At 61.0% G+C, this 26,568-nt stretch carries 24 protein-coding genes; 6 read left to right on the top strand and 18 right to left on the bottom strand.

Going from position 1 to position 26,568, the window contains the following annotated elements; genetic code table 11:
* Nucleotides 1–243: 243 nt before the first annotated feature.
* The 10 genes from ftsA to ftsW all read right to left on the bottom strand — a co-directional run bounded on the left by ftsA (nt 244) and on the right by ftsW (nt 9,206).
* Nucleotides 244–1,578 (bottom strand): cell division protein FtsA, encoded by a 1,335-nt coding sequence (gene ftsA, locus ACO07T_RS17265; protein WP_422050391.1) that lies wholly within the window; start codon nt 1,576–1,578, stop codon nt 244–246.
* On the bottom strand, nt 1,575–2,468 hold the full coding sequence (locus ACO07T_RS17270; RefSeq protein WP_422050392.1) for a cell division protein FtsQ/DivIB: 894 nt from the start codon (nt 2,466–2,468) through the stop codon (nt 1,575–1,577). Before ACO07T_RS17270 ends, ftsA begins: the two co-directional genes overlap by 4 nt.
* Nucleotides 2,456–3,370 (bottom strand): D-alanine--D-alanine ligase, encoded by a 915-nt coding sequence (locus ACO07T_RS17275; protein ID WP_422050393.1) that lies wholly within the window; start codon nt 3,368–3,370, stop codon nt 2,456–2,458. Before ACO07T_RS17275 ends, ACO07T_RS17270 begins: the two co-directional genes overlap by 13 nt.
* 238 nt (nt 3,371–3,608) lie before the next feature.
* Nucleotides 3,609–4,535: a UDP-N-acetylmuramate dehydrogenase gene (gene murB / locus ACO07T_RS17280; protein WP_422050394.1), complete on the bottom strand. Its 927-nt coding sequence runs from the start codon at nt 4,533–4,535 to the stop codon at nt 3,609–3,611.
* Nucleotides 4,536–4,631: 96 nt separating this feature from the next.
* The gene (locus ACO07T_RS17285) at nt 4,632–4,958 is read right to left on the bottom strand and encodes a hypothetical protein (RefSeq protein WP_422050395.1); all 327 of its coding nucleotides are present in this window, start codon (nt 4,956–4,958) and stop codon (nt 4,632–4,634) included.
* Nucleotides 4,955–5,200 carry a DUF2484 family protein gene (locus ACO07T_RS17290; RefSeq protein WP_422050396.1) on the bottom strand — a complete coding sequence of 82 codons (246 nt, stop codon included), beginning with the start codon at nt 5,198–5,200 and terminating at the stop codon, nt 4,955–4,957. Before ACO07T_RS17290 ends, ACO07T_RS17285 begins: the two co-directional genes overlap by 4 nt.
* Nucleotides 5,197–5,466 carry a DUF2484 family protein gene (locus ACO07T_RS17295; RefSeq protein ID WP_209079368.1) on the bottom strand — a complete coding sequence of 90 codons (270 nt, stop codon included), beginning with the start codon at nt 5,464–5,466 and terminating at the stop codon, nt 5,197–5,199. Before ACO07T_RS17295 ends, ACO07T_RS17290 begins: the two co-directional genes overlap by 4 nt.
* 68 nt (nt 5,467–5,534) lie before the next feature.
* Nucleotides 5,535–6,944 carry a UDP-N-acetylmuramate--L-alanine ligase gene (gene murC, locus ACO07T_RS17300; protein ID WP_422050397.1) on the bottom strand — a complete coding sequence of 470 codons (1,410 nt, stop codon included), beginning with the start codon at nt 6,942–6,944 and terminating at the stop codon, nt 5,535–5,537.
* Between the two features lies 1 nt (nt 6,945).
* Nucleotides 6,946–8,043 (bottom strand): undecaprenyldiphospho-muramoylpentapeptide beta-N-acetylglucosaminyltransferase, encoded by a 1,098-nt coding sequence (gene murG, locus ACO07T_RS17305; RefSeq protein ID WP_422050398.1) that lies wholly within the window; start codon nt 8,041–8,043, stop codon nt 6,946–6,948.
* Nucleotides 8,040–9,206, bottom strand: a complete 1,167-nt coding sequence (gene ftsW / locus ACO07T_RS17310; protein ID WP_209063699.1) for a putative lipid II flippase FtsW — start codon at nt 9,204–9,206, stop codon at nt 8,040–8,042. Before ftsW ends, murG begins: the two co-directional genes overlap by 4 nt.
* A 232-nt stretch (nt 9,207–9,438) precedes the next feature.
* Between ftsW and ACO07T_RS17315 the strand changes: the two genes are divergently transcribed.
* Nucleotides 9,439–10,635 carry an NAD(P)/FAD-dependent oxidoreductase gene (locus tag ACO07T_RS17315; RefSeq protein ID WP_422050399.1) on the top strand — a complete coding sequence of 399 codons (1,197 nt, stop codon included), beginning with the start codon at nt 9,439–9,441 and terminating at the stop codon, nt 10,633–10,635.
* A gap of 157 nt (nt 10,636–10,792) precedes the next feature.
* Here ACO07T_RS17315 and murD read toward each other — a convergent pair whose 3' ends face one another.
* From murD to mraZ, 8 genes are all read right to left on the bottom strand, one after another.
* Nucleotides 10,793–12,211, bottom strand: coding sequence for a UDP-N-acetylmuramoyl-L-alanine--D-glutamate ligase (gene murD / locus ACO07T_RS17320; protein WP_422050400.1), 1,419 nt, complete (start codon nt 12,209–12,211; stop codon nt 10,793–10,795).
* A 159-nt stretch (nt 12,212–12,370) separates the two neighbouring features.
* A complete protein-coding gene (gene mraY / locus ACO07T_RS17325) occupies nt 12,371–13,453 on the bottom strand; it encodes a phospho-N-acetylmuramoyl-pentapeptide-transferase (protein WP_209086958.1) in 1,083 nt (360 codons plus the stop codon).
* Nucleotides 13,453–14,895, bottom strand: a complete 1,443-nt coding sequence (locus tag ACO07T_RS17330; RefSeq protein WP_422050401.1) for a UDP-N-acetylmuramoyl-tripeptide--D-alanyl-D-alanine ligase — start codon at nt 14,893–14,895, stop codon at nt 13,453–13,455. The genes mraY and ACO07T_RS17330 overlap by 1 nt, the downstream gene beginning before the upstream one ends.
* A complete protein-coding gene (locus ACO07T_RS17335) occupies nt 14,892–16,373 on the bottom strand; it encodes a UDP-N-acetylmuramoyl-L-alanyl-D-glutamate--2,6-diaminopimelate ligase (protein ID WP_422050402.1) in 1,482 nt (493 codons plus the stop codon). Before ACO07T_RS17335 ends, ACO07T_RS17330 begins: the two co-directional genes overlap by 4 nt.
* A gap of 22 nt (nt 16,374–16,395) precedes the next feature.
* On the bottom strand, nt 16,396–18,180 hold the full coding sequence (locus ACO07T_RS17340) for a peptidoglycan D,D-transpeptidase FtsI family protein (RefSeq protein WP_422050403.1): 1,785 nt from the start codon (nt 18,178–18,180) through the stop codon (nt 16,396–16,398).
* On the bottom strand, nt 18,177–18,524 hold the full coding sequence (gene ftsL, locus ACO07T_RS17345; protein WP_209063715.1) for a cell division protein FtsL: 348 nt from the start codon (nt 18,522–18,524) through the stop codon (nt 18,177–18,179). Before ftsL ends, ACO07T_RS17340 begins: the two co-directional genes overlap by 4 nt.
* Nucleotides 18,525–19,517, bottom strand: coding sequence for a 16S rRNA (cytosine(1402)-N(4))-methyltransferase RsmH (gene rsmH, locus ACO07T_RS17350; RefSeq protein ID WP_422050404.1), 993 nt, complete (start codon nt 19,515–19,517; stop codon nt 18,525–18,527).
* A 2-nt stretch (nt 19,518–19,519) separates the two neighbouring features.
* Nucleotides 19,520–20,011 (bottom strand): division/cell wall cluster transcriptional repressor MraZ, encoded by a 492-nt coding sequence (gene mraZ / locus ACO07T_RS17355; protein WP_247742913.1) that lies wholly within the window; start codon nt 20,009–20,011, stop codon nt 19,520–19,522.
* 765 nt (nt 20,012–20,776) lie between these two features.
* Here mraZ and ACO07T_RS17360 point away from each other — a divergent pair.
* The 5 genes from ACO07T_RS17360 (at nt 20,777) to ptsP (ending at nt 26,559) form a co-directional block, all read left to right on the top strand.
* On the top strand, nt 20,777–21,265 hold the full coding sequence (locus ACO07T_RS17360) for an NUDIX hydrolase (RefSeq protein WP_422050405.1): 489 nt from the start codon (nt 20,777–20,779) through the stop codon (nt 21,263–21,265).
* An 87-nt stretch (nt 21,266–21,352) separates the two neighbouring features.
* Entirely contained in the window at nt 21,353–21,823 is a 471-nt protein-coding gene (locus tag ACO07T_RS17365; protein ID WP_422050406.1) for a DUF1178 family protein, read from the top strand.
* A gap of 20 nt (nt 21,824–21,843) precedes the next feature.
* Complete coding sequence (locus ACO07T_RS17370) at nt 21,844–22,488, top strand: SDR family NAD(P)-dependent oxidoreductase (protein WP_422050407.1); 645 nt, start codon at nt 21,844–21,846, stop codon at nt 22,486–22,488.
* A 205-nt stretch (nt 22,489–22,693) separates the two neighbouring features.
* Nucleotides 22,694–23,929: an aspartate kinase gene (locus ACO07T_RS17375; protein WP_209063725.1), complete on the top strand. Its 1,236-nt coding sequence runs from the start codon at nt 22,694–22,696 to the stop codon at nt 23,927–23,929.
* A gap of 386 nt (nt 23,930–24,315) precedes the next feature.
* Nucleotides 24,316–26,559, top strand: a complete 2,244-nt coding sequence (gene ptsP, locus ACO07T_RS17380) for a phosphoenolpyruvate--protein phosphotransferase (RefSeq protein ID WP_209063727.1) — start codon at nt 24,316–24,318, stop codon at nt 26,557–26,559.
* The last annotated feature ends 9 nt before the right edge of the window (nt 26,560–26,568 follow it).

The raw sequence follows: 26,568 nt of genomic DNA on the forward strand, positions 1-26,568 counted from the left end.
ATTATAAAACTAGCGGCATCTTGCCGAAACCGCGATATTTTGCGGGGCAATCCATGCGCAGCACAACACTACGGAACCATCCGAGACACCTCTGGCGTCACGAGACTGGCTACTATTATATCGGAGACCACTGCTCGGCCTGCTTGATCCGCGTTCTCTGGCGGTTACGAAAACCTTAACGGCGCAGTCCGAAGAGGTCACCCCCAAAAAGTCACTTTCGTCACTTTATCCCCAACTAAAGCCTCACCAATTTTCCCGGAACCACCGCACCGCGCGCCCGATGGTGCGCGAGTGATAGCGATCCACCGGCAGGTCGAAGTCCCACCATTCGTCCTGCGGATGGGTTGCAAAAAGGCACATGCCAACCGTGGCGGCAAAGCCCGGTCCGGTCGCTGCCTGAGGCAGCCCATGCACGCGCATCGGGCGACCAAGGCGCACCTGCTGACCCAGGATTTTGGAGGCCAGGCCGTCCAACCCCGGGATCTGGCTGCCGCCGCCGGTCAGCACAATTTGCTGGCTCGGAAGGTGCTCAAACCCGGCCACATCCAGCCGCGCGCGCACTTCTTCGAGGATTTCTTCGACACGCGGGCGCATGATTCCAATCAATTCTGCGCGACTCACCGTGCGCCGATCATGCTCCCAATCGCCGGTGTCCCCGGCCAGTTCGATCATGTCGCGATCATCCATCCCGGTGGCCACAACGCCGCCATAGAAGGTCTTGATCCGCTCCGCCGTGGCCATGGGCACCTGAAGCCCCATGGAGATGTCGCCGGTGACGTGATCGCCGCCCATGCGCACCGTGTCGGCAAAGATCATGTGCTTCTTCATGAAGATCGACAGACTGGTCGCCCCGCCGCCCATATCGATGCAAGCTGCGCCAAGCTCCTGCTCATCTTCCACCAGCGCGGACAGACCGGAGACATAGGCCGAAGAGGCAATCCCCGCCAGCTCCAAATCACAGCGTTTGATGCAATGCACAAGGTTCTGTACCGCCGCCTTGTCGACGGTCAGCATATGCATGTCGGTGGTCAGCACCTGCCCCACCTGCCCGCGCGGATCATTGAGACCAGAGCGGTGATCCAGCGCAAAGTTTACGGGCTGTGCGTGCAGAACTTCGCGGTCCGCGCCGTAGTCGGGCACATCACAGGCCGCAAGCACGCGCGCCACATCCTGCTCGCCAACCACTTGGCCATGCACATCAATCTGTCCGTCCAGACCGTAGGAGCGCGGCTCAGCGCCAGAGAAACAGGCGATCACATGGTCCACGCGGATCTTGGCCATCTTCTGCGCAGCCTGCACCACCGTGCGAATGGCGCGCTCGGTTTCCTGCATGGTGTCGATTTCGCCAAACTTCACACCACGGGACATGATGGTGTTGGCGCCGATCACCCGAAAACCGCTTTGCCCCGCCATGGAGCCGATGCCCTCAACGCTGGCCAGCCGATCCGTGCCGTCAAAGCGCAGAACCAGACAGGCGATCTTGGACGTTCCCACATCCAGAACCGCAATCACACCGCGTTGCATGGCCGCTTTGCGCATCGCACGCATGGCGCGCTGGCTTTGATACAGCTCTGTCATTGTCCTATTGTCCCCAAGGTTATCTGACTGGTGCGCCACCAGTCCTCGACGGCATTTTCTGTAAGTTGGATGGTCGGACGACGGGTCAGCCGCATGTCCACCACCGAAATATCGCGCTCCAGAAGCTCCTGCGCGCTGTTGAGTGCGACCACACGGTCAAGCGCCTGCACAGCCCCCTGCTCCGGCAGCAAAATCCGCTGCTCACGGGTCAGCACCACGTCCCAGCGCCGCTCCCCGACACGCACAAGGCCGATCACACGATCCGCGATCGGATCAGCCGCAGCAAAAAGCTCCAACGCTTCACGCACATGACCTTCGGCGCCCTCGCCCGCAATCAGCGGCATCTGCGCATGGGCGCTGCGCGACACGGCCGGACCGGTCACATGACCATCCGGATCCACAAGCGTCAGCCCCTCATGGGTGCGCCAAACAACAACTGGCGTGCGCTCTGCAATATCAAGCTGCAACACCCCGCCGGTGCGCACCCGCACGGAGGCGCTGGCAATCGACGGCAGCTCACTGACCCGCGCCTGAATGGCGGGCAGATCAAGGTCAAAGGAGCTCACCGGAAAGCTCAACGACAGAATATCGCGGATGTCCTCGGAGGTACCATCGGAGGCGCCATCAATCGCCATCGCGCTGACCATGAACTCGGGGCGTGTCGCAATCTCGCGGCGCAGATCATTGATCGCAAGGCTCAGCGCCTCCCGACGATCCTCATCAGAGAAATAAATCAGCGTCCCGCCGGCCACGACTGCAAAAGGCACAACCGTACGCAGGCAAAAGCGAAAGAGCGGCGTCAGCATCAGCCGCTCAAAGCGATAGGCCCACCGGCTCGGCGCGGGATCGTGGCGCGGCTTTTTGCGCTTTGGCGCGCTCAGCGGTCGCATGAGGCGTCCTCCACCATCCAGCTGCAGAACTCTGCAAAAGACATGCCGCAATGTGCCGCCTGCTCCGGCGACAGCGATGTGGGGGTCATGCCCGGCTGGGTGTTAACCTCCAGCAGGATCAACCCATCCAATCCGCGCGCCTCATCCCAGCGGAAATCGGTGCGCGACACACCCCGACAGCCAAGCGCGTTGTGCGCGCGCACGGCATAGTCCATGCAGGCGTCGTAGATCTCTTGCGGCACCTGCGCGGGGATCTCATGGCGCGATCCGCCCTCGGCGTATTTCGCCTCGTAATCATACCAGCCGTCGGTGATGATATCGGTCACGCCCAAAGCCCGGTCGCCCATCACGGTGGTCGTCAATTCACGGCCAGGCGCATAGGTTTCCACCATCACCTCATCGGGCATGGTCTCCGCCAGTTTGGGCGGCGTGTTGGCGCCGGCGTTGACGATATAGATGCCAACCGAGGAGCCTTCATTGTTAGGCTTCACCACATAGGGCGGTTCCATCACGTGGCGCGCACTCACATCGGCTTTGTCCGCTATCACGCTTTCCACCACCGGCAGACCGGCGGCTTTGAAAGCCTCTTTGGCGCGCTGCTTGTCCATGGCAAGGGCTGAAGCCAGCACACCGGAATGGGTGTAGGGGATGCGCATCCATTCAAAAATGCCCTGCACACAGCCGTCTTCGCCCCAGCGGCCGTGCAGCGCATTGAAAACCACATCCGGAGAAATCTCTTTAAGGCGCGCAACAAGATCCGACCCGGCATCAAGCTCGACGGTCTCATATCCTGCTTCCCGCAGCGCAGCGGCGCATTCACGCCCTGTGGAAAGCGAAACCTCGCGTTCTGCAGAGGGTCCGCCCATCACAACTGCAACTTTGGGGTTTGTCTGCTCTGACATACCCAACGTGCCTCAATGTCCCGAGCCGTTTTCGGCCCTGTTTTGGTTTGAGCCCTTCGGACTCGTTATCGCGGCCTTGTTCAGCCGCATTTTTATTCAGGCAAGGGATGCCTGCTCGGATTGGGCTTTGTGCCCTGCTCTCAGTTCGGGCTTTGCCCTGTTTTATCGGGCTTTGCGCCCTTGTTGTGATATCTTCAAACCGCTTTTTTGTGCCTGTTATTAAGCATTTGGTAAGAAGTTAATCAGCGGACGGTTCCCCGACCCGCATGATTTCCCACTGTAGCTCTATTCCGCTGTTTTGGAAAACCCTTTTTCGCACTTCCTCGCCCAGATTTTCCAAATCTGCCGCTGTGGCGTCGCCGGTATTGATCATGAAATTGGAATGCATATCGCTCATCTGCGCGCCACCTATGCGTGCGCCACGCATCCCCGCATCATCAATCACCTTCCAGGCTTTGAGGTCATGCACATCATCCGCCTTCCCGGTAGAAGAGAAGCCAGCCGGATTGCGGAAGGTGCTGCCTGCGGAGCGGTCCTTGGTGGGTTGTGTTGCATCGCGCTTGGCCAATTGCGTCTCCATGCGGGCGGCCAACTCTTCCGGATCACCGGATGGCCCTTCCAAAACCGCCTCCACAATCACCCAGCCTTCGGGGAGGTCGGTCTGACGGTACTGGAAATTCAGATCCTCCGCTGTAAGCGTCACGATCTCGCCCGCGCGCGTCACAGCCGTCGCCTGCACAAATACATCCGCGGTATAGCTGCCGTAGCATCCTGCATTCATACGCACCGCGCCACCAATCGCGCCGGGAATGGTGCGCAGAAAGGTCAGATCAACACCTTCGGCAGCCGCCTTGCGCGCCACATGCGCATCCAGCGCAGCCACACCGGCGCGCACGCGATTGCCCTCAATCTCAATGGCATTAAATCCCCGCCCCATACGGATCACCACCGCACGCAAACCGCCATCGCGCACGATCAGATTGGAGCCGACCCCCATCGGGAAAACCGCCACGTCTTTGGGCAGCGCTTTGAGGAAATCCGCCAGATCCTGCACATCCGCGGGCTGAAACAGATAATCCGCCGGTCCACCCACACGCAGCCACGTCAGCCCCGACAGCTCCTTGCCAGGCGTTAGCTTGCCGCGCGGTGTGGGCAGATCAGTCATGTCAGGGGTCCTTCGGGGTCTTGTGGTCCCTGCACCGATACCGAAGCGACCCTATCCCGGCAAGCCCTTGACCTCTGGCATGGCGCCAATTCCCGCCTAAGCGCGATTGCGCAGCCGGAAGATTACAAGATGCAGCCCCCAGCCCATCGCCAGCACGCCGGGCAAAGCCAGCACCAGCCAGCCGCTATAGGCATAAAGCGCCACTAACGACTCCGGGTCAGAAACGGTGTCAAAGGTTTTGAGCGTCACCAGCAACGAGGCCAGCAGAACCGCCAGACAGATCAGGATCAGACTTGCCCGCTTCAGCAGCGGTCGGGTGCGACGGAATCCGGTGATCGCACCATAAAGCGGCATCAGCATCACCGCAAACCAGACCAGCGCGTTCAGCCCAAGGGTCACATCAAGGATCAGATCGGCGATCATCCGATCTTCCCTTTCACCCAGCGCCACAGGTAGATCACCGGCCACCGCATGATCCAAGCGCCCATCCCCACCAGCACCAACGCCAGCCAGATGTTGTGCTGGATGGCCACGCCGATCACAATCGGCACGCCAAGCGCAATCATCACATAAGCAAAAGACCAGAGATTGTCCTTGGACGGAAACATCGCGCGCAGATTGGCCGCAATCAGCCAGATGAAGGCACAGGTCAGCGACAGGCTCATTCCTCAGCCTCGGCAATGTCGCTCTCGACAGGCAATCCCATCCACTTGCGCACGTAATAATTCAACGGCCGGCGGAACATGGAGACAAAGCCAAAAAGCGCCAGCCCGCCAAACAGCCAACCGTGCTCATAAAAGATCACCGCAATCAGGATCATCGCGGCCACAAACAAGGCCCAGCCAACAGCGAATTGTTTCTGCAAAGGCAGCATGGCTACCACGGCGGCGGCCAGTACCCAAACGCAGGCAAGGGTCAAAGATAGGCTCACGTCATGTCCCTCATATCTCTTTCAGAGGCACTCTAATGCGCTGTGAGGCGCGCGCAAGCCACCACAGCTTATGCTCCCAGATGCCCCGGCAACCCATTGGCCCAGGCGCTGATCGACCCGGCCCCAAGGCACACAACAATGTCGCCGGGTTTGGCGGTGTCTTTGACCAAAGCGATCAGATCGCTTTCCTCAGAGATGGCGACCGCATGACGATGCCCATGCGCCACCAGCCCATTGATCAGATCATCACGGCTCGCCCCCTCAATCGGGGCCTCACCGGCGGCAAAGACATCGGCAATGCCCACCACATCAGCCTCATTGAAGCAGGTGCAGAAATCCTCAAACAGCGAATGCAGACGTGTGAAACGGTGCGGCTGATGCACAGCGATGACCCGTCCGCCACTGTCGCCAATCGCCTGCCGCGCAGCCTTCAGCACTGCGGCGATCTCCACAGGATGGTGACCATAGTCATCAATCACCGGCACGCCACCCAGCACTTCGCCCACTTTGGTGAAGCGACGGTTCACCCCGCCAAAGGCGGCAAGTGCTGCACGGATTTCCTCAAGCTTCATGCCCAAATGGCGCGCGATGGCCACGGCCGAAAGCGCATTGGACACATTGTGGTCCCCCGGCATCGGCAAAGTGCAGCCTTCGATCACCTTGCCCTCAGCCTGCAGCGCGATATCAAAATGCGCCACGCCCGCTTTATAGGTCAGGTTGATCGCCCGCACATCCGCTTGGGCATTGAAGCCAAAGGTCACCACGCGCCGGTCGGTGATCTTGCCCACCAGCGTCTGCACATCCGGATCATCGGTGCAACAGACCGCCAGCCCGTAAAACGGAATGTTGGAGACAAAATCATAAAAGCCTTTGTGCAGCGCCTCCTCGGTGCCCCAGTGCTCCATATGCTCCGGGTCGATATTGGTCACAATCGCAATGGTCGCAGGCAGACGGTTGAACGTGCCGTCGCTCTCATCAGCCTCCACAACCATCCATTCGCCTTCACCCACACGCGCGTTAGAGCCATAGGCGTGAATGATCCCGCCGTTCACCACGGTCGGGTCAAAATGGCCATGATCCAAAAGTGCCGCGACCATGGTGGTGGTGGTGGTTTTGCCATGAGTGCCCGCCACAGCGATGTTGGATTTCAGCCGCATCAGCTCGGCCAGCATTTCCGCGCGGCGCACTACAGGCAGGCCTTTGCGGCGCGCCTCATCCAGCTCCGGATTGCCCGGTTTGATGGCCGAGGAAATCACCACCACTTCGGCGTTTTCCAGATTTTCTGCGCGCTGGTCTTCAAACACCGTCGCCCCCATGCCTGCCAGTCGCTGGGTGATCTTGGTGGTTTTCAGGTCTGATCCTTGCACCGTATAGCCATGGTTCACCAGCACCTCGGCAATGCCGGACATGCCAATGCCGCCAATCCCCACAAAGTGGATGGCGCCCACGTCGCCAGGAAGTTTGGTTGCTGCGTTCATCTTATTGGTCCTTGTTCGCCAGCTGCTCGACCAGCGCCACAAGCGCCTCGGTCGCGTCCGGCTTGCCCGCCGACAGCGCGGCCTGCGCCATCTGGCTTGCGCCCTGCGGGTTGCTCAAAATGGTTGTGATTTGTTCGGTCAGTGACTCCGGCGTCAGAAGGCTCTCGGGCACAACAATCGCCCCGCCCGCCTCTGCCAGCCCCCGCGCATTGGCCGTCTGGTGATCGCCCGCCGCTGCTGCAAAAGGCACAAGGATCGACGGGCGGCCAATGATGGAGATATCCGCCACCGAGCTCGCGCCGGAACGTGAAATCACCAGCTGCGCTTCGCTCATCCGTGCCGGAACATCGGTGAAGAACGGCTGCACATCCGCCGCAATGCCCGCTTCTGCGTAAAAGGCCGACACCCGATCAAAATCCTCATCGCGCGCCTGATGCGCCACGCGCAGGTTGCCCAGAATATCAGACGACAAAGCGGCAATCGCCGCAGGCACCACATCACTTAAGATGCGCGCGCCTTGGCTGCCGCCAATCACCAGCACCGACATGGGGTAATCCCCCGGCGCGATATAGCCTGCACCCGCACGATCCATCACCGCCTTGCGCACAGGGTTGCCCACCGGCGTGCCTTCAACACCGTCCGGCAGCGCCGTTGGCCAGGTGCCACAGGCCACCACATCCACGCGGTTGGCAAAGATCTCATTGACCCGCCCCAACACACCGTTCTGCTCATGGATCATCCGCGGCAGCTTCAACAGCCAGGCCGCCCCCATCGCCGGAATGGTCGGATAACCGCCAAAGCCGACCACCACATCGGGCCGGTCTTTGCGCATCTTCAGCGCAGCGCCAAAAACGCCGCCAAGGATGCGAAACGGCACCGCCAGCTTGGCCAGCGCCCCGCCACGCGCAAAGGTGGCCGAGCTGACCTCCTCAATCTCCACCGTATGGGGAAAGCCTCCGGTGTAGCGGGCGCCGCGCGCATCCGTGGAAAGCTTGACCCGCCAGCCTTTGCGCAGCATCACCTCCGCCAGCGCCTGCGCCGGAAACATATGGCCGCCTGTGCCACCTGCCGCAATCACCAAAAGTGGCTGTCTACTCATCTACCATGCCCCCGCAGAATGTCCCCGATCTCACCTTGAGGACGGCTGCGGGTAAACGCCAAAATCATGCCAACTGCAATCCCCCCGGCGATGAGGGAAGAGCCGCCATAGCTCACAAACGGCAAAGTCATGCCTTTGGAGGGCAGTAGCCGCACCGCAACGCCCATATTGATGAGCGCTTGTACGCCGAAAATCGCCACAAGGCCGGTGCCCGCCAGCCGAATGAACGGATCACGCTCCCGCATCAGGCGGAAAAACGAGCGCAGCACAATGGTCGCGTAGAGTGCGAGAATCGCGAAAACAAGGATCAGCCCGTATTCCTCGGCCGCCACCGCGATGATGAAATCGGTGTGCGCATCCGGCAGGGACCATTTCACCTGCCCCTCGCCCACACCGACGCCAAACAGACCGCCTTCGCGGATCGCCTCGGTGGCATAGCCAATCTGTGTGGTCGGATCGACCGAGCGATCCAGAAACCCGTCGATCCGGCGGGCAAAGTGCTCTGAGTTGTTATAGGCAAAATTCGCCACCGGGATCAGCGACAGGATGATCCCGCCAATCAGCATCATCGGCGCGCCAGAGACAAAATACATCACGCTCCAGCCAAACAGGATCAGACAGGCCTGGCCAAAGTCAGGCTGCATGGCGAGCATCAGCACAATGGTCATCATCAACAGGAAAGACCAGCGCCGCCCCGGAGGGCCATTGATTTCTTCATTGGCCGCCATCAACCAGGCCGCGACCACCACAAATCCCGGCTTGAGGAATTCAGACGGCTGCAGCGAGGCAAACCCAAGCGAATACCAGCGCGTCGCGCCTTTGCCAAAATCCGTGCCAAACACCGGCAACAGCGCCAGCGCGACCATGGACACGCCAAAGCCAACCACCGCAAGACGGCGCACCAATGTGGGGGACATCATCGAGGTGACAACCATGGTCACCATCGCCAATCCGCCAAAGAAAGCTTGTTTTTTGACGTAGTGAAACGGCTCAAACCCGTTCTTTGCCGCCAAAGGGGGGCTTGCCGCCATGCCCAGCATCAAGCCAATCACAAACAGCAACACAATGGATGTCATCGTCCATTTGTCCAGTGTTTGCCACCATTTCGGAAGCACGGGCTCACGCGCCCGAACGGGCAACGCGCCATAAACCATCTCTGTCATCGAAATACGCCGATCTCTGCCTCAAAACGCCCGTTTTCCGGGTCTGGGTGAAAGTCTAACACCCAACAGGCTTTATGAAAAGTATAGAGATGGCCGATTTACCCGCCCTCTGAGCTCCAGAGAGCCCTCAGGGATTTCTCATTCCCAAAATATCTCGGGGTCGCCACATCGCAGATGTGGCAGGGGCAGCGCCCCTCTTGACCAGGGCCGCATCATCAGGCACCCCGCCAGCATGAGCAAACAGACACATTGGGACAGTATCATCCTCGGCGCCGGTGCGGCGGGCATGATGTGCGCCACACAGAGCGGCGGCCGCACGCTGGTGCTGGATCACGCCAAGGCACCGGGCGAGAAAATTCGCATCTCAGGCGGCGGGCGCTGCAACTTCACCAATATGTATGCAGGCCCCGAAAACTTCCTGTCCGCCAACCCGCATTTCTGCAAATCCGCGCTCAGCCGTTATACGCAATGGGATTTCATCGACATGGTGGCGCGCCATAACATCGCCTATCACGAGAAAACCCTCGGACAGCTTTTCTGTGACAACAGCGCCAAAGACATCATCGCGATGCTGCAGGCAGAGATGACACAGGCGGGTGCCGCGCTCTGGCTTGAAACCCAGATCGTCAGCGTCTCCCATGACGGCACGACCTTCAGTGTGGAGATCGAAAAGAGCGGCAAACGCGAGAGCCTGACCTGCACCAACCTTGTGCTGGCCACCGGTGGCAAAAGCATTCCCAAAATGGGCGCAACGGGGCTGGCTTATGACATTGCGCGCCAGTTTGGCCTGACCGTCACTGACACCCGCGCGGGCCTTGTGCCTTTCACCTTCTCTGATGGGCGCTTCAAAGCCATTTCCGGCGTGGCGCATCCGGTGCGCGCGGCGGCAAATGGCACCAGCTTTGAAGAGGCCATGTTGTTCACCCATCGCGGCCTCTCCGGCCCCGCCATGCTGCAAATCAGCTCCTACTGGCATGAAAGTCAGCCGATCTCCGTGAACCTCTTTCCGGACAGCAGCCCGTTTGACACCCTGCGCAACCGCCGTCAGGAACAGGGCCGCCGCAATCTCACCACGGAGCTGGCCACGCTGCTGCCCTCCCGTCTGGTGGACCACCTCAGCGAGACCATGGATCTGTCCGGCAATCTCGCCGATCAGTCCGACGCTGCCCTGCAAGCGCTCTGTGATCGGCTGCAAAACTGGGAGCTACTGCCTTCCGGCACCGAAGGCTACCGCACCGCCGAAGTGACCCTTGGCGGGATCGACACAGGCGGGCTGTCGTCCAAAACCATGGAAGCCAAAGCCGTGCCCGGCCTCTATGTGATCGGCGAAGCCATGGATGTGACAGGCTGGCTCGGCGGCTTCAACTTCCAATGGGCCTGGAGTTCGGGCTGGGCCGCAGGTCAGGCGATCGCGGCAAAGCGGGGTTAAGCCCCGCCAATAAATCTGCAACGCCCGTAATCAGCCCCATAGGCCAGCCCCCGATCCTGGGTGGGGGTGAAGCCCCCTCCCTGGGGGAGGGTCGGGGGCTGGTCGGCTTCGCCGCCCGCGAGGATCAAACCTCAAGGATGTCTCTAAAAAGAAACCATCAGTTGATGCCCGACGCTTTCTTCGTCGCCGCCTGCACCTGCGCCACAAAATCCTCACCGCGTTTTTCAAAGCTGTCGTACTGGTCAAAGCTCGCCGCCGCCGGGGCCAGCAGAACGGTGTCGCCTTCCTGCGCCTCTGCGGCGGCGCGCGCCACCGCCTGTTCCATCGTTGTGCAGACCTCGGCCTCAACCCCTTTGAGCTGCATGGCAAAATTGGCCGCCTCACGCCCGATGACATAGGCCTTCACCACCTCGCCCGCGCTTTCAGCGAGATCGCCCAGACCGCCCTCTTTCTCCAGCCCGCCACAGATCCAGCGGATCTTTTTGAATGCCGCCAGCGCCTTTTGCGCCGCATCCACATTGGTGGCCTTGCTGTCGTTCACATAGGTCACGCCATGTGCCTCCGCGATAATCTGGCTGCGATGCGGCAGGCCGCCAAAGCTGGCAAAACCCGCTTCAATCACACGCGGCGCAAGGCCCAACGCACGGCACACCGCATAGGCGGCGCAGGCATTCTGATGGTTGTGCGCACCGGGCAGCCCTTTGATGGCACGCAGATCAATCGAGCCGGCCTGCCGCCCCTTGCGGTATTCGCTCAGAAATCCTTTGCGGGCAAAAACGTTCCACCCCGGCCCGGTCAGTTTGCGCTCGGTCGAGATGCGCATCACCCGGTCGTCAGAGGGGCCTTCAGACAGCTGCCCCGCCATATAGCGCCCTTCGATCTCATCAACGCCCACAATGGCGCGATCCGGCCCACCTTCGGCAAAGAGGCGGCGCTTGGCGGCGAAATAGCCCCCCATGCCCGCATGGCGATCCAGATGATCGGGGCTGAGGTTGGTGAAAACGGCAACATCCGGCGTGAGGCTGCGCGCCAGATCGGTCTGATAGCTGGACAGTTCCAGCACAATCACATCGCCATCTTCCGCCGGATCCAGATCCAGCACCCCACGGCCAATATTGCCCGCCAGCTGCGTGCGCCGCCCGGCCTCGCTCAGCACATGGTGGATCAATGCAGAGGTGGTGGATTTGCCGTTGGAGCCTGTGACCGCAACCACTTTGGGCATGGTCTCAAACATCTCCCAGCCGCCATTGGCAAAGGAGCGGAAAAACAGCCCGATGTCATTGTCCACCGCAACCCCGGCCTCCAAAGCCGCAGCCACCACGGGATTGGGGGTTGGGTAGAGATGCGGAATACCGGGGCTGACAATCAGGCTGGTGATGCCATCAAAGGCGTTTTGCTTGAGCAGATCGGCGCATAGAAACCCTTCGCCCTCGGCGGTCTCGCGCGCTTTGGGGTTGTCGTCCCAACAGATCGCCTCCGCCCCGCCCGCACGCAGCGCCCGCGCTGTGGCAAGACCTGAGCGCCCCAAGCCCAAAACGGCGACCTTCGCGCCCTCAAAGCCCTGTACTGGAATCATCTGACACCCCCAAAAAGTTCCGCGCCAACAGTGCCCCGACCGGGAGGGAGGCACAAGCCGCAGACGTCGGGTGCCTCCGGCGGGGATATTTGGGGAATGAGAAATAAAAAGGCGCGCCAAAATCGGCACGCCTCTCATTGTCTCAACTGCAGGGTCCGTTTAGCGCAGCTTCAGCGTCGCCAGACCAATCATCGCGAGGATCACAGCCACGATCCAGAAGCGGATCACGATCTGCGGCTCCGACCAGCCCTTCTTCTCGTAGTGGTGGTGAATCGGCGCCATCAGGAACACCCGCTTGCCGGTGCGCTTGAAGTAGAGCACCTGAATGATCACGCTGAGCGCCTCAACCACAAAGAGGCCGCCAATGATGCCCAGCACCAGCTCGTGTTTGGTGGACACGGCAATGGCGCCAAGTGCGCCACCAAGCGCCAGCGAGCCGGTGTCACCCATGAAGACCGCTGCGGGCGGGGCGTTGTACCACAGAAAGCCAAGACCGCCGCCGATCAGACCGGCCACAAAGATAAGGATCTCACCGGTGCCGGGCACATAGTGCACATCCAGATACTCGGTGAAGTCGACACGGCCCACCGCATAGGCAATGACACCCAGCGCGCCTGCGGCAATCATCACCGGCATGATGGCAAGCCCGTCCAGACCGTCAGTCAGGTTCACCGCATTGGCCGCGCCCACAACCACAAACATGGCAAAAGGCACATAGGCCCAGCTGAGGTTAATGAGCACCTCTTTGAAGACCGGAACAGCGAGCTGAAACTGCAGCGTGTCGGGCTGCAAGAATGTCGCCCAAACCCCTGCAATCCCTGCAATAACAAAGCCCAGCAACAGGCGCACGCGGCCCGACACACCTTTGGTGTTCTGCTTGGACACTTTGGCATAGTCATCGGCAAACCCGATGAGGCCATAGGCCAGCGTGACAAACAGCACGAGCCAGACAAAGCCATTGTCCCAACGCGCCCAAAGCAGGGTAGAGGTGACCAGAGCGCCCACAATCAGCAGCCCCCCCATGGTGGGTGTGCCCGCCTTGGCGAAATGCCCCTCGGGGCCGTCATCACGGATCGGCTGGCCTTTGCCCTGCTTGCGGCGCAGCACATTGATCAGCGGGCGGCCAAACAGAAAGCCAAAGATCAGCGCCGTCATGAAGGCACCACCCGCGCGGAAGGTGATGTAGCGGAACAGGTTGAAGAAATCACCGCCATCCGACAGCGCGGTCAGCCAATAGAACATTACAGGTCCTCGTTTTTGGATTGCGGGGCGGGATGGCCCAGTTTGCGGATGGCGTCAACCACCTTCGCCAGCGCCATCGACAGGCTGCCCTTGGCCATGACCACATCACCGGCATCAACCAGCCGACGCACCTCTGCCGCCAGCTCCGCGCTGGTCTGAGCCCAAAGCCCGCGTTTCTCATCGGGCAGCGCGGCGTGCAGGTGCTGCATCAGCGGACCAACGCAATGCACAATGTCGATTTCCGCCATCGCTGGATGTTTGGCAAGCTCCGCGTGCATCGCCACCTCATCCGCCCCCAGTTCCTTCATGTCCCCGACAAAGGCGATCCGGCGGCCTTTGCCGATGCGGCCAATACCATCTTTGGGCTCTGCTGCGGCCAAAACCTCAAGCGCGGCACCAAGGCTGGTGGGATTGGCATTATAAGCCTCATCAATCAGCTCCAGAGTGCGGTCGGTTTCCACCGGATCCAGCACCAGCGTTTCGCGTGCACCGCGTCCCACAAACGGGGTCCAGCGGCCAAGATCGGCCACCGCCAGCGCCAGATCTGCGCCCATCGCATCGACCGAGGCCAAAGCGCCAAGTGCATTCATCGCAAAATGGCGCCCTGCGCTTTGCACTTTAAAGAGCAACGCCTCGTCGCCCTTCGTGGCGCGCGCCACAGTCACATTGCCCTGCAGCTTGATCTCGCCCAGCTGCCAATCCTTAGCACTCTCGCCAAACTCCTGCTTGGCAAAGCCCAGGGCTGCCGCATGAGCGCGCAACACATCTGCGGTGTCGATATCCGCGTTCACGATGGCGATGCCACCCGGCTCCAACCCGTCAAACACCGCCGCTTTTTCCTGCGCGATGCCCGCGACATCCTCAAAGGCTTCCAGATGCACAGCGGCGACGGTCGTGACCAACGCCACATGTGGCCGTGCCATTTTGGCAAGCGGCGAGATTTCGCCGGGATGGTTCATCCCGATTTCAATCACCGCAAATTCGGTGTCTTCGGGCATGCGCGCCAAGGTGAGCGGCACGCCCCAATGGTTGTTGTAGCTCGCCACGGAGGCATGGGTGCGCCCTTGCCCCGCAAGCATGGCGCGCAGCATTTCTTTGGTCGAGGTTTTGCCAACGGAGCCGGTCACCGCCACAACCCGCGCCTCTGTGCGGGCGCGTGCGGCACAGCCCAAAGCCTCCAGACCTTCCAGCACATCGTCGACAATCAACAGGGGCGCATCTTCCGTGAGGCCGTCCGGAATGCGGCTCACCAAAGCGGCGGCGGCCCCTTTTTTCAAAGCCTGCGCCACAAATTCATGGCCATCCCGCGCCGCGGTGAGGGCCACAAAGAGATCGCCTTCCTCAAGGGTGCGCGTGTCAATCGAGACACCGTTGCAGGTCCAATCGCGCGTACTGCGCCCACCGGTTGCCTCTGCAGCAGCGACAGAGCTCCAAAGCGTCATGCCAGACCTCCATCCAATGCCGCCACGGCCACGCTGGCCTGCTCACAATCATCAAACGGCAGGATGTCTTCGCCGATTTCCTGCCCGGTCTCATGGCCCTTGCCGGCAATCAACAGCGCATCCCCCGCCCCCAAAGCATCCACCGCGCGCAGGATGGCTTCAGCCCGGTCACCCACTTCGGTGGCCTCGGGCGCGCCCTCCATCACGGCCGCACGGATCACCGCAGGATCCTCGCTGCGCGGATTATCATCGGTGACAAACACCACATCGGCGTGTTCTGCGGCCGCCTGCCCCATCAGCGGGCGTTTGGTTTTGTCGCGGTCCCCACCTGCGCCAACCACAATGATGAGCCGCCCCATCACATGGGGACGCAGGGCCTTGAGCGCCGTCGCCACGCTGTCCGGCGTGTGGGAATAGTCGACGTAAACCGCCGCCCCATTGGCCCGCGTTGCCGCCAGTTGCATCCGCCCGCGCACGCCTTTCAGCTCATGCAGCACCTCAAACACCCGTTCCGGCTCCGCCCCACAGGCCACAGCCAGACCAGCCGCCAAGAGCACATTCTCCGCCTGAAACCCGCCAAGCAGATTGAGCCGCGTCTGATAGCTTTTGCCCCGGAAGGTGAAGCGCACATCCTGCCCGGTCGCATCCAGCCGCTGGGCTGTGAGCGCGAGGTCTGCATCGCCTTTGCCAACGGTCAGAACGCCCTGCCCACGCCCGCCCGCGATCAGCGCCATCTCCATGCCGCGTGGGTCATCCACATTGATCACCGCCGTGCCGTCTTCCGGCAAGACGCGCGCAAAAAGCCCGGCCTTGGCGTTGAAATACTCATCAAAGGTCTCGTGGTAGTCGAGGTGATCCTGCGTGAAATTGGTGAAGCCTGCCGCCTTCAGCTGCACCCCGTCCAGTCGGCACTGCGCCAGACCGTGCGAAGAGGCCTCCATCGCAGCAAAGCCAATGCCTGCCTCCGCCGCAGCCGCCAAGGTGCGGTGCAGGGTGATTGGTTCGGGCGTTGTGTGATGCAGCGGAGCGGTGAAATCGCCCTCCACACCGGTGGTGCCAAGGTTCACCGCTTCAAGCCCCATCTCCTGCCAGATCATCCGCAGGAAGGTTGCCACAGAGGTTTTGCCATTGGTGCCGGTGACGGCCGCCATAATGCCGGGCTGTGCGCCAAAAAACAGCGCCGCCGTATAGGCCAGCGCCTGACGCGGGTCTTCCGCAATCACCACAGCGGCATCACTTGCCGCCAGCTCCTGCTCCGCAATCTTTGCGCCCGCCGCGTCGGTCAGGATCGCAGACGCGCCCATGCGCAAAGCAAATTGAATGAAAGTGCCCCCATGCACCCGCGTGCCGGGCATCGCTGCGAACAGAAAGCCCTCTTTCACGTCGCGGCTGTCCACCGCCAAGCCGGTGATCGCCGGATTTGCCCCGCCAATGGCCGTCAGGCCCAATTCAGAAAGATGTTTTGCGCCCACTGCCATCCGTGCCCCGCCTTTGCTCGGCTTAGTTTGATGTCAGCGTTATATCAGCCAACTCCGTGGGTTCAACTTCGGGACGCAGCCCCAAAAGCGGCGCGACGCGCGCGATCATTTCAGCCGCCACCGGCACTGCCGTCCAGCCTGCTGTGCGGCGCGGCTCATCGCCTGTGGTTTCCACCGGCTCATCCAGCGACAGGATCAGCACATATTTCGGATCATGGGTCGGGAACATCGCCGCAAAGGTGGCGATCACCTTGTCCTCATAGTACCCGCGCCCGTTTTCTTTCGGCTTGTCAGCCGTGCCGGTCTTGCCGCCCACCGCGTAGCCCGGCACCTCACCAAAGGAGGCCGTGCCCTCGCTCACCACCTTGCGCAACATGGTGCGCGCGGCTTCGGCGCTTTCTGCGCTCATCACGCGCGGGCCAATCTCCACATCATCCTGCTTCAGCAGGGTTGGCGTGACTTTGGTGCCGCCATTGGCGATCGCCGCATAGCCAGCTGCCAGATGCAGCGGGCTGGCAGACATGCCATGACCATAAGAAATTGTCATGGTCGACAGCTCAGACCAATTGCGCGGAAGCAGTGGCTGTGCGCCACGCGCCTCGACCACCTCAACCGGTGTCGGCTCAAAGAAGCCAAGGTTGCGCAGGAAATCCTGCTGACGCGCCGCCCCGATCAGCTGCGCAATTCGCGCGGTGCCGATATTGGAGGATTTCACGATCACCTTGGTCAGCGTCAACTGCGCGCCGTAGTTGCGGAAATCCCGAATGCGGAATTTGCCCCAGCGCAGCGGCCCTTTGGTGTCAATCAGCGTCTCAGGCGCAGCAATCCCCAGCTCGATGGATTGCGCGGCGGTGAAAATCTTGAAGGTGGAGCCAAGCTCATAAAGCCCCTGCACCGCGCGGTTAAACAGCGGGCTGTCCGCCGCCTGCCCCTGCACCGGAGGGCGCGGGCGGTTGTTGGGGTCAAAATCCGGCAGGCTGACCATGGAGATCACTTCACCGGTTTTCACATCCATCAGCACAGAGCTTGCGCCCTTGGCATTCATCAGCTTCATGCCACCCCAAAGCACGCGCTCGGCCGCGGCCTGCACGGTGAGGTCAATGGACAGGGTCAGCGATTTGTCGCCATTGGCTGGATCACGCAGCGCATCGTCAAAGTACTTTTCAACACCCGCGACGCCGATCAGCTCGGCGTCATGCACGTCTTCCTTGCCAAAGCTCGCCCCGCCAAGGATGTGCGCCGCCAAACGCCCGTTTGGATACAGCCGCATTTCGCGGCGGCCAAACAGCAGCCCCGGCTCGCCGATATCATGCACAGCCTGTTGCTGCTCAGGGCTGATCTTCTTCTTGATCCAGAGGAATTTTCTCTTTCCTGTGAAATCCTTAACCAGACGTTCTTCATCCAGATCCGGAAAGATCGCGACCAGCTCCTTTGCGGCGCGCTCCTTGTCGATCATGTGATGTGGCTGCGCATAAAGCGCGTGGGTCTCAAGGTTGGTCGCCAGAATGCGCCCATGCCGGTCGACAATATCAGCACGCTCCGCCTGAATGCGGCTCCCGGCATAGCTTGTGCGCGGCTCGGTGGCTTCAGACATGCTGACCACACCCATCCGCGCGCCCACAGTGATAAACGCTCCGGTGAACAGAACCGCCATGATCAGCAGACGCCCTTCCGCACGGGCACGCCCCTTGCTGCGCATTTCCTCATGGCGTGCGCGCAGGTTGGCGCGTTCAATGCTGTCCGGGTTCTCCCCCACATCCCGCGCCCGCAGGATCGACGCAAGCGGTCTCAGCGGTGTGCGTGTCATGGCGTGACCTCCTCAGCGGAGACCTCAACTGCATTCTCAATGTCAAACAGCACGCCGCTGGCCGGATAGGCCACCTGCTCCACGCGCCCGAACTGGTTGGGGCGCAGCGGCAAAAGCTGCAGATCGTTGTAGTTGATCTCGGCCAGATCGCGCAGACGGTCAGGACGGTTGAGATAGGCCCACTCCGCCTTCAGCACCGACAGACGCGCCCGCGCCTCGCCAATCTCACGCTGCAGACGTTCGGTCTCGCCGATCATCGCCTGGGTGCGATAGTTCTCCTGATAGGCCCACACGGACAGCGCAATCACCATACCAGCCGCCAAAACAAACAACACCGTCCGCATTTACTTCCGCCCTCCAAGGGTTGGCATACCAATCGCTTTGCCCGCAATCTCACCCGCTGGCGCATCGGTGCGCCGCGCCACCCGCAACTTCGCAGAGCGCGCGCGCGGATTGTCTTCAAGCTCTTCCGGATCAGGTCCAACCGCCTTGCGGGTGATCAACTCAAACGCAGGCTTTTCCTGTTCTGTCTCAGGGGCATAGCGGTTGACGTTGCCGGTTTTGCCCGCGCGCGACTGCAAGAACCGCTTCACCATGCGGTCTTCCACCGAATGGAAGGTCACAACCGCCAGAAGCCCGCCGGGTTTCAGCGCCCGCTCTGCCGCCATCAGCCCACGGAACAGCTCGCCATATTCATCGTTCACCGCAATCCGCAGCGCCTGAAAGCTGCGTGTCGCCGGATGGCTCTGCCCCGGCTTCGGGCGCGGCAGGCAACTCTCGACAATCTCCGCCAGACGCAATGTGGTGGTGATCGGCGCAGCCGCCCGCTCCCGCACAATCGCCTTGGCAATCCGACGGCTCGCCCGCTCTTCCCCGTACTGGTAGATGATATCCGCCAGCTCGGCCTCACCGGCCTCATTCACCAGATCTGCGGCCGAGGGCCCGTCCTGGCTCATCCGCATGTCTAGCGGACCATCTTTCATGAAGGAAAAGCCGCGCTCTGCCAGATCCAGCTGCATCGAGCTGACCCCAAGGTCGAGCACCACGCCATCCAGATCCTCGGCATATTCATCCATTTTGGAAAACACACCGGCCACCAGCTCGATCTGATCGCCATAGCCGCCCACCCACGGGGCTGCCATCTCAAACGCCAGCGGATCACGGTCCACGCCGTAAACCTTGCTGGCCCCGGCCTCGATCAGCCCACGGGTATAGCCACCCGCGCCAAATGTGCCATCAAGCCAGCGCCCCGAAACAGGTGCCACCGCGCGAAGCAAAGGCGCAAGCAGAACAGGAATGTGAGGGCGTTTGGCGGCGGGATCTTCAGGGGTCGCCATCCTTAGAACCCCTCGTCGCCATCAAGGTAAATCGAAGGATCGGCATCAGGATCAAAATCGTCATCCGCCTCAAGCGCTTCTGCCTGGGTGGCTTCATAGGTCTCCGGGTTCCAGATCTCAAAGGTGTCGCCTTTACCGGCAAACACCGCCATGTCCGCAAGACCGATCTTGTCACGCTGCTCTTTGGGCAACACGATCCGTCCGGTGTCATCCACCGAGGCGTCAATCGACAGGGTGAGGTAGAGATTGGAGAGCGCAAGGCGCTTCTTGCTGCCACGGGGCATTTTCATGATGCGGGCCACCACATCATTCATCGCCTCAACCGTGAAACATTCCAGATAATCGCGGGTCTTGCCGCCGTATACGATCACGAGGTTGGGGTTTGCGCCACTTTTCCAGTCTGGGTCGCCTGCTTCAAGCACACGGCGGAACTTGGCCGGAATCGACATCCGTCCCTTCGTATCCACCTTGTTACGGCTCTCGCCGCGAAACATAAGCGCCACTGCCTATGGCCCCTTTCAACCTCTGCCTGCCCCACCACCCGGAATGGGTCCGGTGGAAGCGAAACGGCGGATTGATCTGCTGCCACTGATCAATCCGCCGCCCTCGTCCCGCTTGTGCGGGTGTCCAGTTGCGCGTGCCACCTGGGGGGATGTTCTGCTCGCCCACGCACCGGATCTCTTTTTTTTCGATGAAAGCGGGTGCCTGTATGAAACCTGACTTGGGATTTGAGGTCTTAGCGCCTCGTTTGTTCCCGTCCTCATCGTGGGTTTAGGGATGCCATGGGAATTTATGGAAGGCAACACAAATTTTGCCCCACAGAGTCTATATACACGATTTTCGCACCTCAAAAATCGCGCTGAATTGATGCCAATCGATTCGATTAGCACCACATATCCACAGATATTTACTTCTGAACACCAAATAATGTGTGATTTATCCACAGAAATCGACTTCCCAAGAAATCCCAAAAAATTTCCACCCAGCACTCAAATTGCTTCAAAACGCACCACACCACCCTCACAAATCGCCGTCACGCCCACGTGATTCGCAGTGAGTTCCCATGAAAATCGCCATCCATCCCATTCATTCCCACATTTCACCGGCCACGCGCCCCATGAATTCCCAAACGCGACCCAAACCACACCCTCCACGAGAAATCGCGGGCTGCGACGACTATGCGCTTGCCCCCTCCCCAATCTGCGCTACCTTCCTCACAAACGCTCTCATGCGCGTGTCGTGAACCAAGGAGTTGGCTGATGAGCCTCCTCGCCCCCTCGGCCCTTGAGGCCATGATCCAGAAAGCCCGCAAAACCGGGAAAAACCTGCAATTTGCCGCGCTGCCCTACCGCATCCGCAAGGGCAAACCACAGATCCTGATGGTCACCTCCCGCGGCACCCAGCAATGGATCATCCCCAAGGGCTGGCCCATGGATGGGATGAAACCCCACAAAGCTGCGGCACAGGAAGCCTGGGAAGAGGCCGGCATCACCGGCACGATCGGCAAACACAGCATCGGCCAGTTCCGCTACCGCAAAACCCGCGGCCCATTGCGCGGCCAGAAAATCCGCGTGATGGTGTTTGCTCTGGAGGTCGACAAACTCGCCAAACACTACCCCGAAGCAGGCCAGCGCCGCCGCAAATGGATGCGCCCGAAAAAGGCCGCCAAACACATCCGCATTCCGGAACTGGCAGAGATCGTGCGCAACTTTGACACCAAACAGCTCAAAAAACGCGCAAGGTCATAGGGCCGAACAGCCGCGCCAAGCTTGATCACCCCCAACACGCACCATATGTTCGCGCCACCCAAGAGCTGACCAAGACACGCCACCGCGATGATCAACTACACCTTAAAATGTGCCAACGACCACCGGTTTGACAGCTGGTTTCAATCCGCAGAAGCCTTCGACAAACTTCAGGCCAGCGGCATGGTCGCCTGCGCCCTATGCGGCAACACCGATGTCACCAAGGCGATGATGGCACCCCGCGTGCGCCCGGCGCGCAAAGCAGCCAGCGCCCCGGCACCGCAGGAACAACCGGCCGAGGCGCCCAAGCCCAACCCCGGCGCCCTCTCCGCTCCGGCCTCCCCGGCAGAGCAGGCCCTGCGCGAGCTGCGCCAGCATGTTGAGGCCAACTCCGATTATGTCGGCAAGAATTTTGCCTCCGAGGCCCGCGCCATGCATGAAGGCAGCGCCCCGGAGCGCGCCATTTACGGCGAAGCCAAGCCCGAAGAGGCCAAGGCCCTGATCGAAGAAGGCGTGCCGGTCGCGCCCCTGCCCTTTTCCATCGGCCGCAAAACCAACTGACACGCAGAGAGGACCTTCCCATGCACATTGTGATCACCGGCGCCAACAGAGGCATTGGCGCAACGCTTTCTGATCACTATCGCAAGGCAGGTCACAAGGTCACCGGCACCAGCCGCGCCGGAGGGGATTTCCTGCCTCTGGATGTGCGCGACGCAAGCAGTCAGGCCGCCATGGCCGCCGCACTGGATGCCCAGCCCATCGACCTCCTGATCTGCAATGCCGGCGTCTATCTGGACAAGGGCCAAAACCTCGCAGACGGCTACCCGACCGACATGTGGGCGGACAGCTTTGCCACCAATGTCACCGGCGTTTTCTTAACTGTGCAGAACCTGCTGCCGAACCTTCAACTCTCCGAAGCGCCCAAAATCGCAATCATCTCCTCGCAGATGGCCTCCCACACCCGCGCGCCGGGGGGCTCCTATATTTACCGCGCCTCCAAAGCCGCCGCCCTGAACCTGGGGCGCAATCTGGCGACCGATCTGGCCCACATCGGCATTGCCGTTGGCATCTACCACCCCGGATGGGTGCAGACCGATATGGGCGGCACACAGGCAGACATCACCTTGGAGGAAAGCGCCTCCGGCCTGATCAACCGGTTTGACGCCCTGTCTCTTGAGACCACCGGCTGCTTTGAAACCTGGGACGGCCGCGCCCACGCCTACTAAGCGCGCCAGTCTTCTGATTCACAAACTTCTCATTCACAAAATATCCCGGGGTGAATGGCGCAGCCAGCTGCGCCAGAGGGGCTGGCCCCTCATGCCGCCCCCGCCGCCTCTCTTTCCCACCTCAAGGGCCGATAAAGTCAATCAAGCTTGCCTCTCGCCCCCCAACCGCGTAAACCCCCTCCGACTTACGATTTAAGGACGCGCCATGCCCGTACTTGTGATGAAATTCGGCGGCACCTCTGTTGCCAACCTTGACCGCATCCGCCGCGCCGCCAAACGCGTCGGCGTGGAAGTGGCCAAAGGCTATGACGTCATCGTCATCGTCTCTGCCATGTCCGGGGAAACCAACAAGCTTGTGGGCTATGTCGACGAAACCTCCCCGCTTTATGACGCACGCGAATATGACGCCGTGGTCAGCTCCGGTGAGAATGTCACCGCAGGCCTGATGGCGCTGACCCTGCAGGAAATGGATGTACCGGCGCGCAGCTGGCAGGGCTGGCAAGTGCCGCTCAAGACCACCTCGGCGCACAGCCAGGCACGCATCGAGGAAATCCCGACCGACAACATCAACGCCAAATTTGGCGAAGGCATGCGTGTTGCCGTTGTGGCAGGTTTTCAGGGCATCTCTGAGGAAGGCCGCATCACCACCCTGGGCCGTGGCGGCTCTGACACCACAGCCGTGGCCTTTGCCGCCGCCTTTGAGGCGGAACGCTGTGACATCTACACCGATGTGGACGGCGTCTACACCACCGACCCGCGCATCTGCCAGAAGGCGCGCAAACTCGACAAGATCGCCTTTGAAGAAATGCTCGAGCTGGCCAGCCTCGGCGCCAAGGTCCTCCAGACCCGCTCCGTGGAACTGGCCATGCGCAACCAAGTCCGGCTGAGGGTTCTCAGCTCTTTTGAAGAACAATCCGATGAAGCAGGCACGCTGGTCTGCGATGAGGAGGAAATTATGGAATCCAACGTCGTCTCCGGTGTCGCCTATTCGCGCGACGAAGCCAAAATGACCCTGCTGTCTGTGGCCGACCGCCCCGGCATCGCATCCATCATCTTTGGCTGCCTGTCTGATGCGGGCGTGAATGTGGACATGATCGTGCAGAACATCTCTGAAGATGGCCGCACCGACATGACCTACTCGCTGCCCACCGATCAGGTGAAACGCGCCGAAGCCGCGCTGGACGCGCTGAAATCCTCCGGTGGCCTGAACTTTGCCGAGCTGGTCATCGACGAAGAAGTGGCCAAGGTCTCTGTTGTCGGCATCGGCATGCGCAGCCAGTCCGGCGTGGCCGCCAAGGCTTTCAAAGTGCTGTCTGACGAAGGCATCAACATCAAAGTGATCACCACCTCCGAGATCAAAATCTCCGTGCTGATCGAGCGCAAATACATGGAACTGGCCGTGCAGGCCCTGCACGACGCCTTTGAGCTGGAAAAAGCCTAAGGCTAAGCGCTCCCAGACATTACAGAAGGCCATGCCCTCCGGCGTGGCCTTTTCTTTTGCCGCAGGCCCATGCGCCCAAGGGCCAGTTGCGCACCAAATGGACGTGTTGCACAAAAAACAATCACGTTAACCTGACGCCCTGCCCGCCCTTACACCGCGTCACTTGCTTCACTGCAGCATTGCCCCTGATCCATGCGTTTTCTACGCTCAGCGCCGCTCTCAGGCGCGCAATAGCTGCATCGGCATCAAATATCTGAGCGAAATACATATTTGCCTGCTGCGGCGCAGCAGCGATTTGCCGCTTGGGAACGCCTATAAACCATTTGGCATTCGCATCGGTTGTGGTCTATTCGCAAGATGAGCGACAACCAAGGACCACACCGTTTATGGCGCAAGACACCCAGACGGAAAGCCGCAAACTGCTGGGGCGGCTCAGAGACGCTTTGGCCGAAGACAGTGCCGGTCAGGAACGCCTCGACAAGATCACCAGCCTGATCGCCAGTTCGATGGGCACTGAGGTGTGCTCGATCTATCTGTTTCGCGATGATGAAACGCTTGAGCTCTGCGCCACCGAAGGCCTGAACCCCGAAGCGGTGCACCAGACCCGCATGCGCGTGGGCGAAGGGCTTGTGGGCCGCGTGGCCCGCGCCTCCTCCGTGGTCAACACCGACGACGCGCCCAACGCCAAGGGCTTCCGCTATATGCCGGAAACCGGCGAAGAGATTTTTTCAAGCTTCTGCGGTGTGCCGGTGCAACGACTGGGCGACAACCTTGGCGTTCTGGTGGTGCAATCCAAAGAAAAGCGCACCTTCTCGCTGGACGAAGTCTACGCGCTGGAAGTTGTCGCCATGGTGCTTGCGGAAATGACCGAGCTTGGCGCCTTCATCGGCGAAGGCGCGGCCATGAGTGCCCTGCACCAGCAATCAGAGATGTTTCGCGGCACTTCCGGTCAGGAGGGGGCGTCTGAGGGCCATGTCTGGCTGCATGAGCCCCGCGTGGTGGTCACCAACCCTGTGGCCGATGATCCCGAGGTCGAGCTGAAGCGCTTGAATGATGCGGTCGAAGAACTGCGCGTGGGCGTGGACAAGATGCTTGATACGGCGGCCCGCGGCGACAAAGAACAGCTCGACGTGCTCGAAGCCTACCGCATGTTTGCCAATTCCAAAGGCTGGATGCGCCGCATGGAGCAGGACATCTCCCGCGGTCTCTCTGCCGAGGCGGCTGTGGAGATGGAGCAATCCGCCGCACGGTCCCGCATGGAGCAGGTGACCGATGCCTACCTGCGCGAACGCCTGCATGATCTCGATGATCTCTCAAACCGCCTGCTGCGCATCTTGACCGGTCAGGGCAGCGAAACCGGCGCGGAAATGCCTTCTGACCCGATCCTGATCGCCCGCAACATCGGCCCCGGCGAACTGCTGGAATATGGCCGCAAGCTCAAGGGCATCGTGCTCGAGGAGGGCTCTGTTGGCAGCCACGCCGCCATTGTGGCCCGCGCTCTGGCGATCCCGCTGGTGATTCACGCCGACAAAATCACGACCGAAGCGCTCAATGGCGACCACATTATGGTCGACGGCGATCAGGGCATTGTGCACCTGCGCCCCGACGACACCGTGGTCACCGCCTTCCGCGACAAGATCGCCATGGCGACCCAGGCCCAGGAACGCTACGCCTCGATCCGCGACAAGGATGCGGAAAGCCGGGACGGCCAATTGGTGCATCTGCACATGAACGCAGGCCTTATGGCCGATCTGCCCTCCCTGCCCACCTCCGGCGCGGAAGGGGTCGGCCTGTTCCGCACCGAGCTGCAATTCCTGATCCGCAACCAGATGCCCAAACGCACCGAACTGGCACAGCTTTATGGCCGCGTGATGGATGCAGCGGAGGGCAAGCGCGTGGTGTTCCGCACGCTGGACATCGGCTCTGACAAGGTGCTGCCCTATATGGCGCCCCAAGATGAGCCCAACCCGGCCCTTGGCTGGCGTGCCGTGCGTGTTGCGCTGGATAAGCCCGGCGTCATGCGCATGCAGCTTCAGGCGCTGTTGCGCGGTGCCAATGGCCGCCCGCTGACCATCATGTTCCCCTTCATCGCCCAATATGAGGAATACACCGCAGCCCGTGCTGAGGTGGACAAAGCGATGGAGCGCGAGCGCATCCTTGGCCACCCTCTGCCGGAAACGCTGGAAGTGGGCGCGATGCTGGAAACTCCAAGCCTCGGCTTTGCCCCCAAGAAGTTCTATGAGGAGGTCGACTTCCTCTCCATCGGCGGCAACGATCTGAAGCAGTTCTTCTTCGCTGCAGACCGGGAAAACGAACGGGTCCGCCGCCGCTATGACACGCTGAATGTGAGCTTCCTGACCTTCCTTGAAGGCATTGTGAACCGCTGCATCGACACCGGAACACCGCTCAGCTTCTGTGGCGAGGACGCAGGCCGCCCCATCGAGGCGGTGTGCCTTGCCGCCATGGGTCTGCGCCACCTCTCCATGCGCCCGGCCTCCATCGGTCCGGTCAAAAGCCTGCTGCGCCGCGTGGACCTCAGCGAGGTGCGCCGCGTGATCCATCAGGCGCGCGAACAGGGTGACCAATCCGTCCGCCCTGCCGTGATGGAGTACCTGCGGAACGGAAATTAAGGGCTAGGT

The organism is Shimia sp. (assembly GCF_965227725.1).
GTDB lineage: Bacteria > Pseudomonadota > Alphaproteobacteria > Rhodobacterales > Rhodobacteraceae > Shimia.

What these genes read in the sequence shown, in the direction of transcription:
- ACO07T_RS17290 (WP_422050396.1), bottom strand. Translation starts at nt 5,200, where the DNA reads ATGAGCCTGTCGCTGACCTGTGCCTTCATCTGGCTGATTGCGGCCAAT.
- ACO07T_RS17365 (WP_422050406.1), top strand. Translation starts at nt 21,353, where the DNA reads ATGATCAACTACACCTTAAAATGTGCCAACGACCACCGGTTTGACAGC.
- mraZ (WP_247742913.1), bottom strand. Translation starts at nt 20,011, where the DNA reads ATGTTTCGCGGCGAGAGCCGTAACAAGGTGGATACGAAGGGACGGATG.
- murG (WP_422050398.1), bottom strand. Translation starts at nt 8,043, where the DNA reads ATGAGTAGACAGCCACTTTTGGTGATTGCGGCAGGTGGCACAGGCGGC.
- ACO07T_RS17330 (WP_422050401.1), bottom strand. Translation starts at nt 14,895, where the DNA reads ATGACGCTTTGGAGCTCTGTCGCTGCTGCAGAGGCAACCGGTGGGCGC.
- ACO07T_RS17275 (WP_422050393.1), bottom strand. Translation starts at nt 3,370, where the DNA reads ATGTCAGAGCAGACAAACCCCAAAGTTGCAGTTGTGATGGGCGGACCC.
- ACO07T_RS17360 (WP_422050405.1), top strand. Translation starts at nt 20,777, where the DNA reads ATGAGCCTCCTCGCCCCCTCGGCCCTTGAGGCCATGATCCAGAAAGCC.
- ACO07T_RS17270 (WP_422050392.1), bottom strand. Translation starts at nt 2,468, where the DNA reads ATGCGACCGCTGAGCGCGCCAAAGCGCAAAAAGCCGCGCCACGATCCC.
- ptsP (WP_209063727.1), top strand. Translation starts at nt 24,316, where the DNA reads ATGGCGCAAGACACCCAGACGGAAAGCCGCAAACTGCTGGGGCGGCTC.
- murC (WP_422050397.1), bottom strand. Translation starts at nt 6,944, where the DNA reads ATGAACGCAGCAACCAAACTTCCTGGCGACGTGGGCGCCATCCACTTT.
- murD (WP_422050400.1), bottom strand. Translation starts at nt 12,211, where the DNA reads ATGATTCCAGTACAGGGCTTTGAGGGCGCGAAGGTCGCCGTTTTGGGC.
- ftsW (WP_209063699.1), bottom strand. Translation starts at nt 9,206, where the DNA reads ATGACAGAGATGGTTTATGGCGCGTTGCCCGTTCGGGCGCGTGAGCCC.
- ACO07T_RS17285 (WP_422050395.1), bottom strand. Translation starts at nt 4,958, where the DNA reads ATGATCGCCGATCTGATCCTTGATGTGACCCTTGGGCTGAACGCGCTG.
- ACO07T_RS17315 (WP_422050399.1), top strand. Translation starts at nt 9,439, where the DNA reads ATGAGCAAACAGACACATTGGGACAGTATCATCCTCGGCGCCGGTGCG.
- mraY (WP_209086958.1), bottom strand. Translation starts at nt 13,453, where the DNA reads ATGTTCTATTGGCTGACCGCGCTGTCGGATGGCGGTGATTTCTTCAAC.
- ftsL (WP_209063715.1), bottom strand. Translation starts at nt 18,524, where the DNA reads ATGCGGACGGTGTTGTTTGTTTTGGCGGCTGGTATGGTGATTGCGCTG.
- ftsA (WP_422050391.1), bottom strand. Translation starts at nt 1,578, where the DNA reads ATGACAGAGCTGTATCAAAGCCAGCGCGCCATGCGTGCGATGCGCAAA.
- ACO07T_RS17370 (WP_422050407.1), top strand. Translation starts at nt 21,844, where the DNA reads ATGCACATTGTGATCACCGGCGCCAACAGAGGCATTGGCGCAACGCTT.
- ACO07T_RS17375 (WP_209063725.1), top strand. Translation starts at nt 22,694, where the DNA reads ATGCCCGTACTTGTGATGAAATTCGGCGGCACCTCTGTTGCCAACCTT.
- rsmH (WP_422050404.1), bottom strand. Translation starts at nt 19,517, where the DNA reads ATGGCGACCCCTGAAGATCCCGCCGCCAAACGCCCTCACATTCCTGTT.
- ACO07T_RS17340 (WP_422050403.1), bottom strand. Translation starts at nt 18,180, where the DNA reads ATGACACGCACACCGCTGAGACCGCTTGCGTCGATCCTGCGGGCGCGG.
- murB (WP_422050394.1), bottom strand. Translation starts at nt 4,535, where the DNA reads ATGACTGATCTGCCCACACCGCGCGGCAAGCTAACGCCTGGCAAGGAG.
- ACO07T_RS17335 (WP_422050402.1), bottom strand. Translation starts at nt 16,373, where the DNA reads ATGGCAGTGGGCGCAAAACATCTTTCTGAATTGGGCCTGACGGCCATT.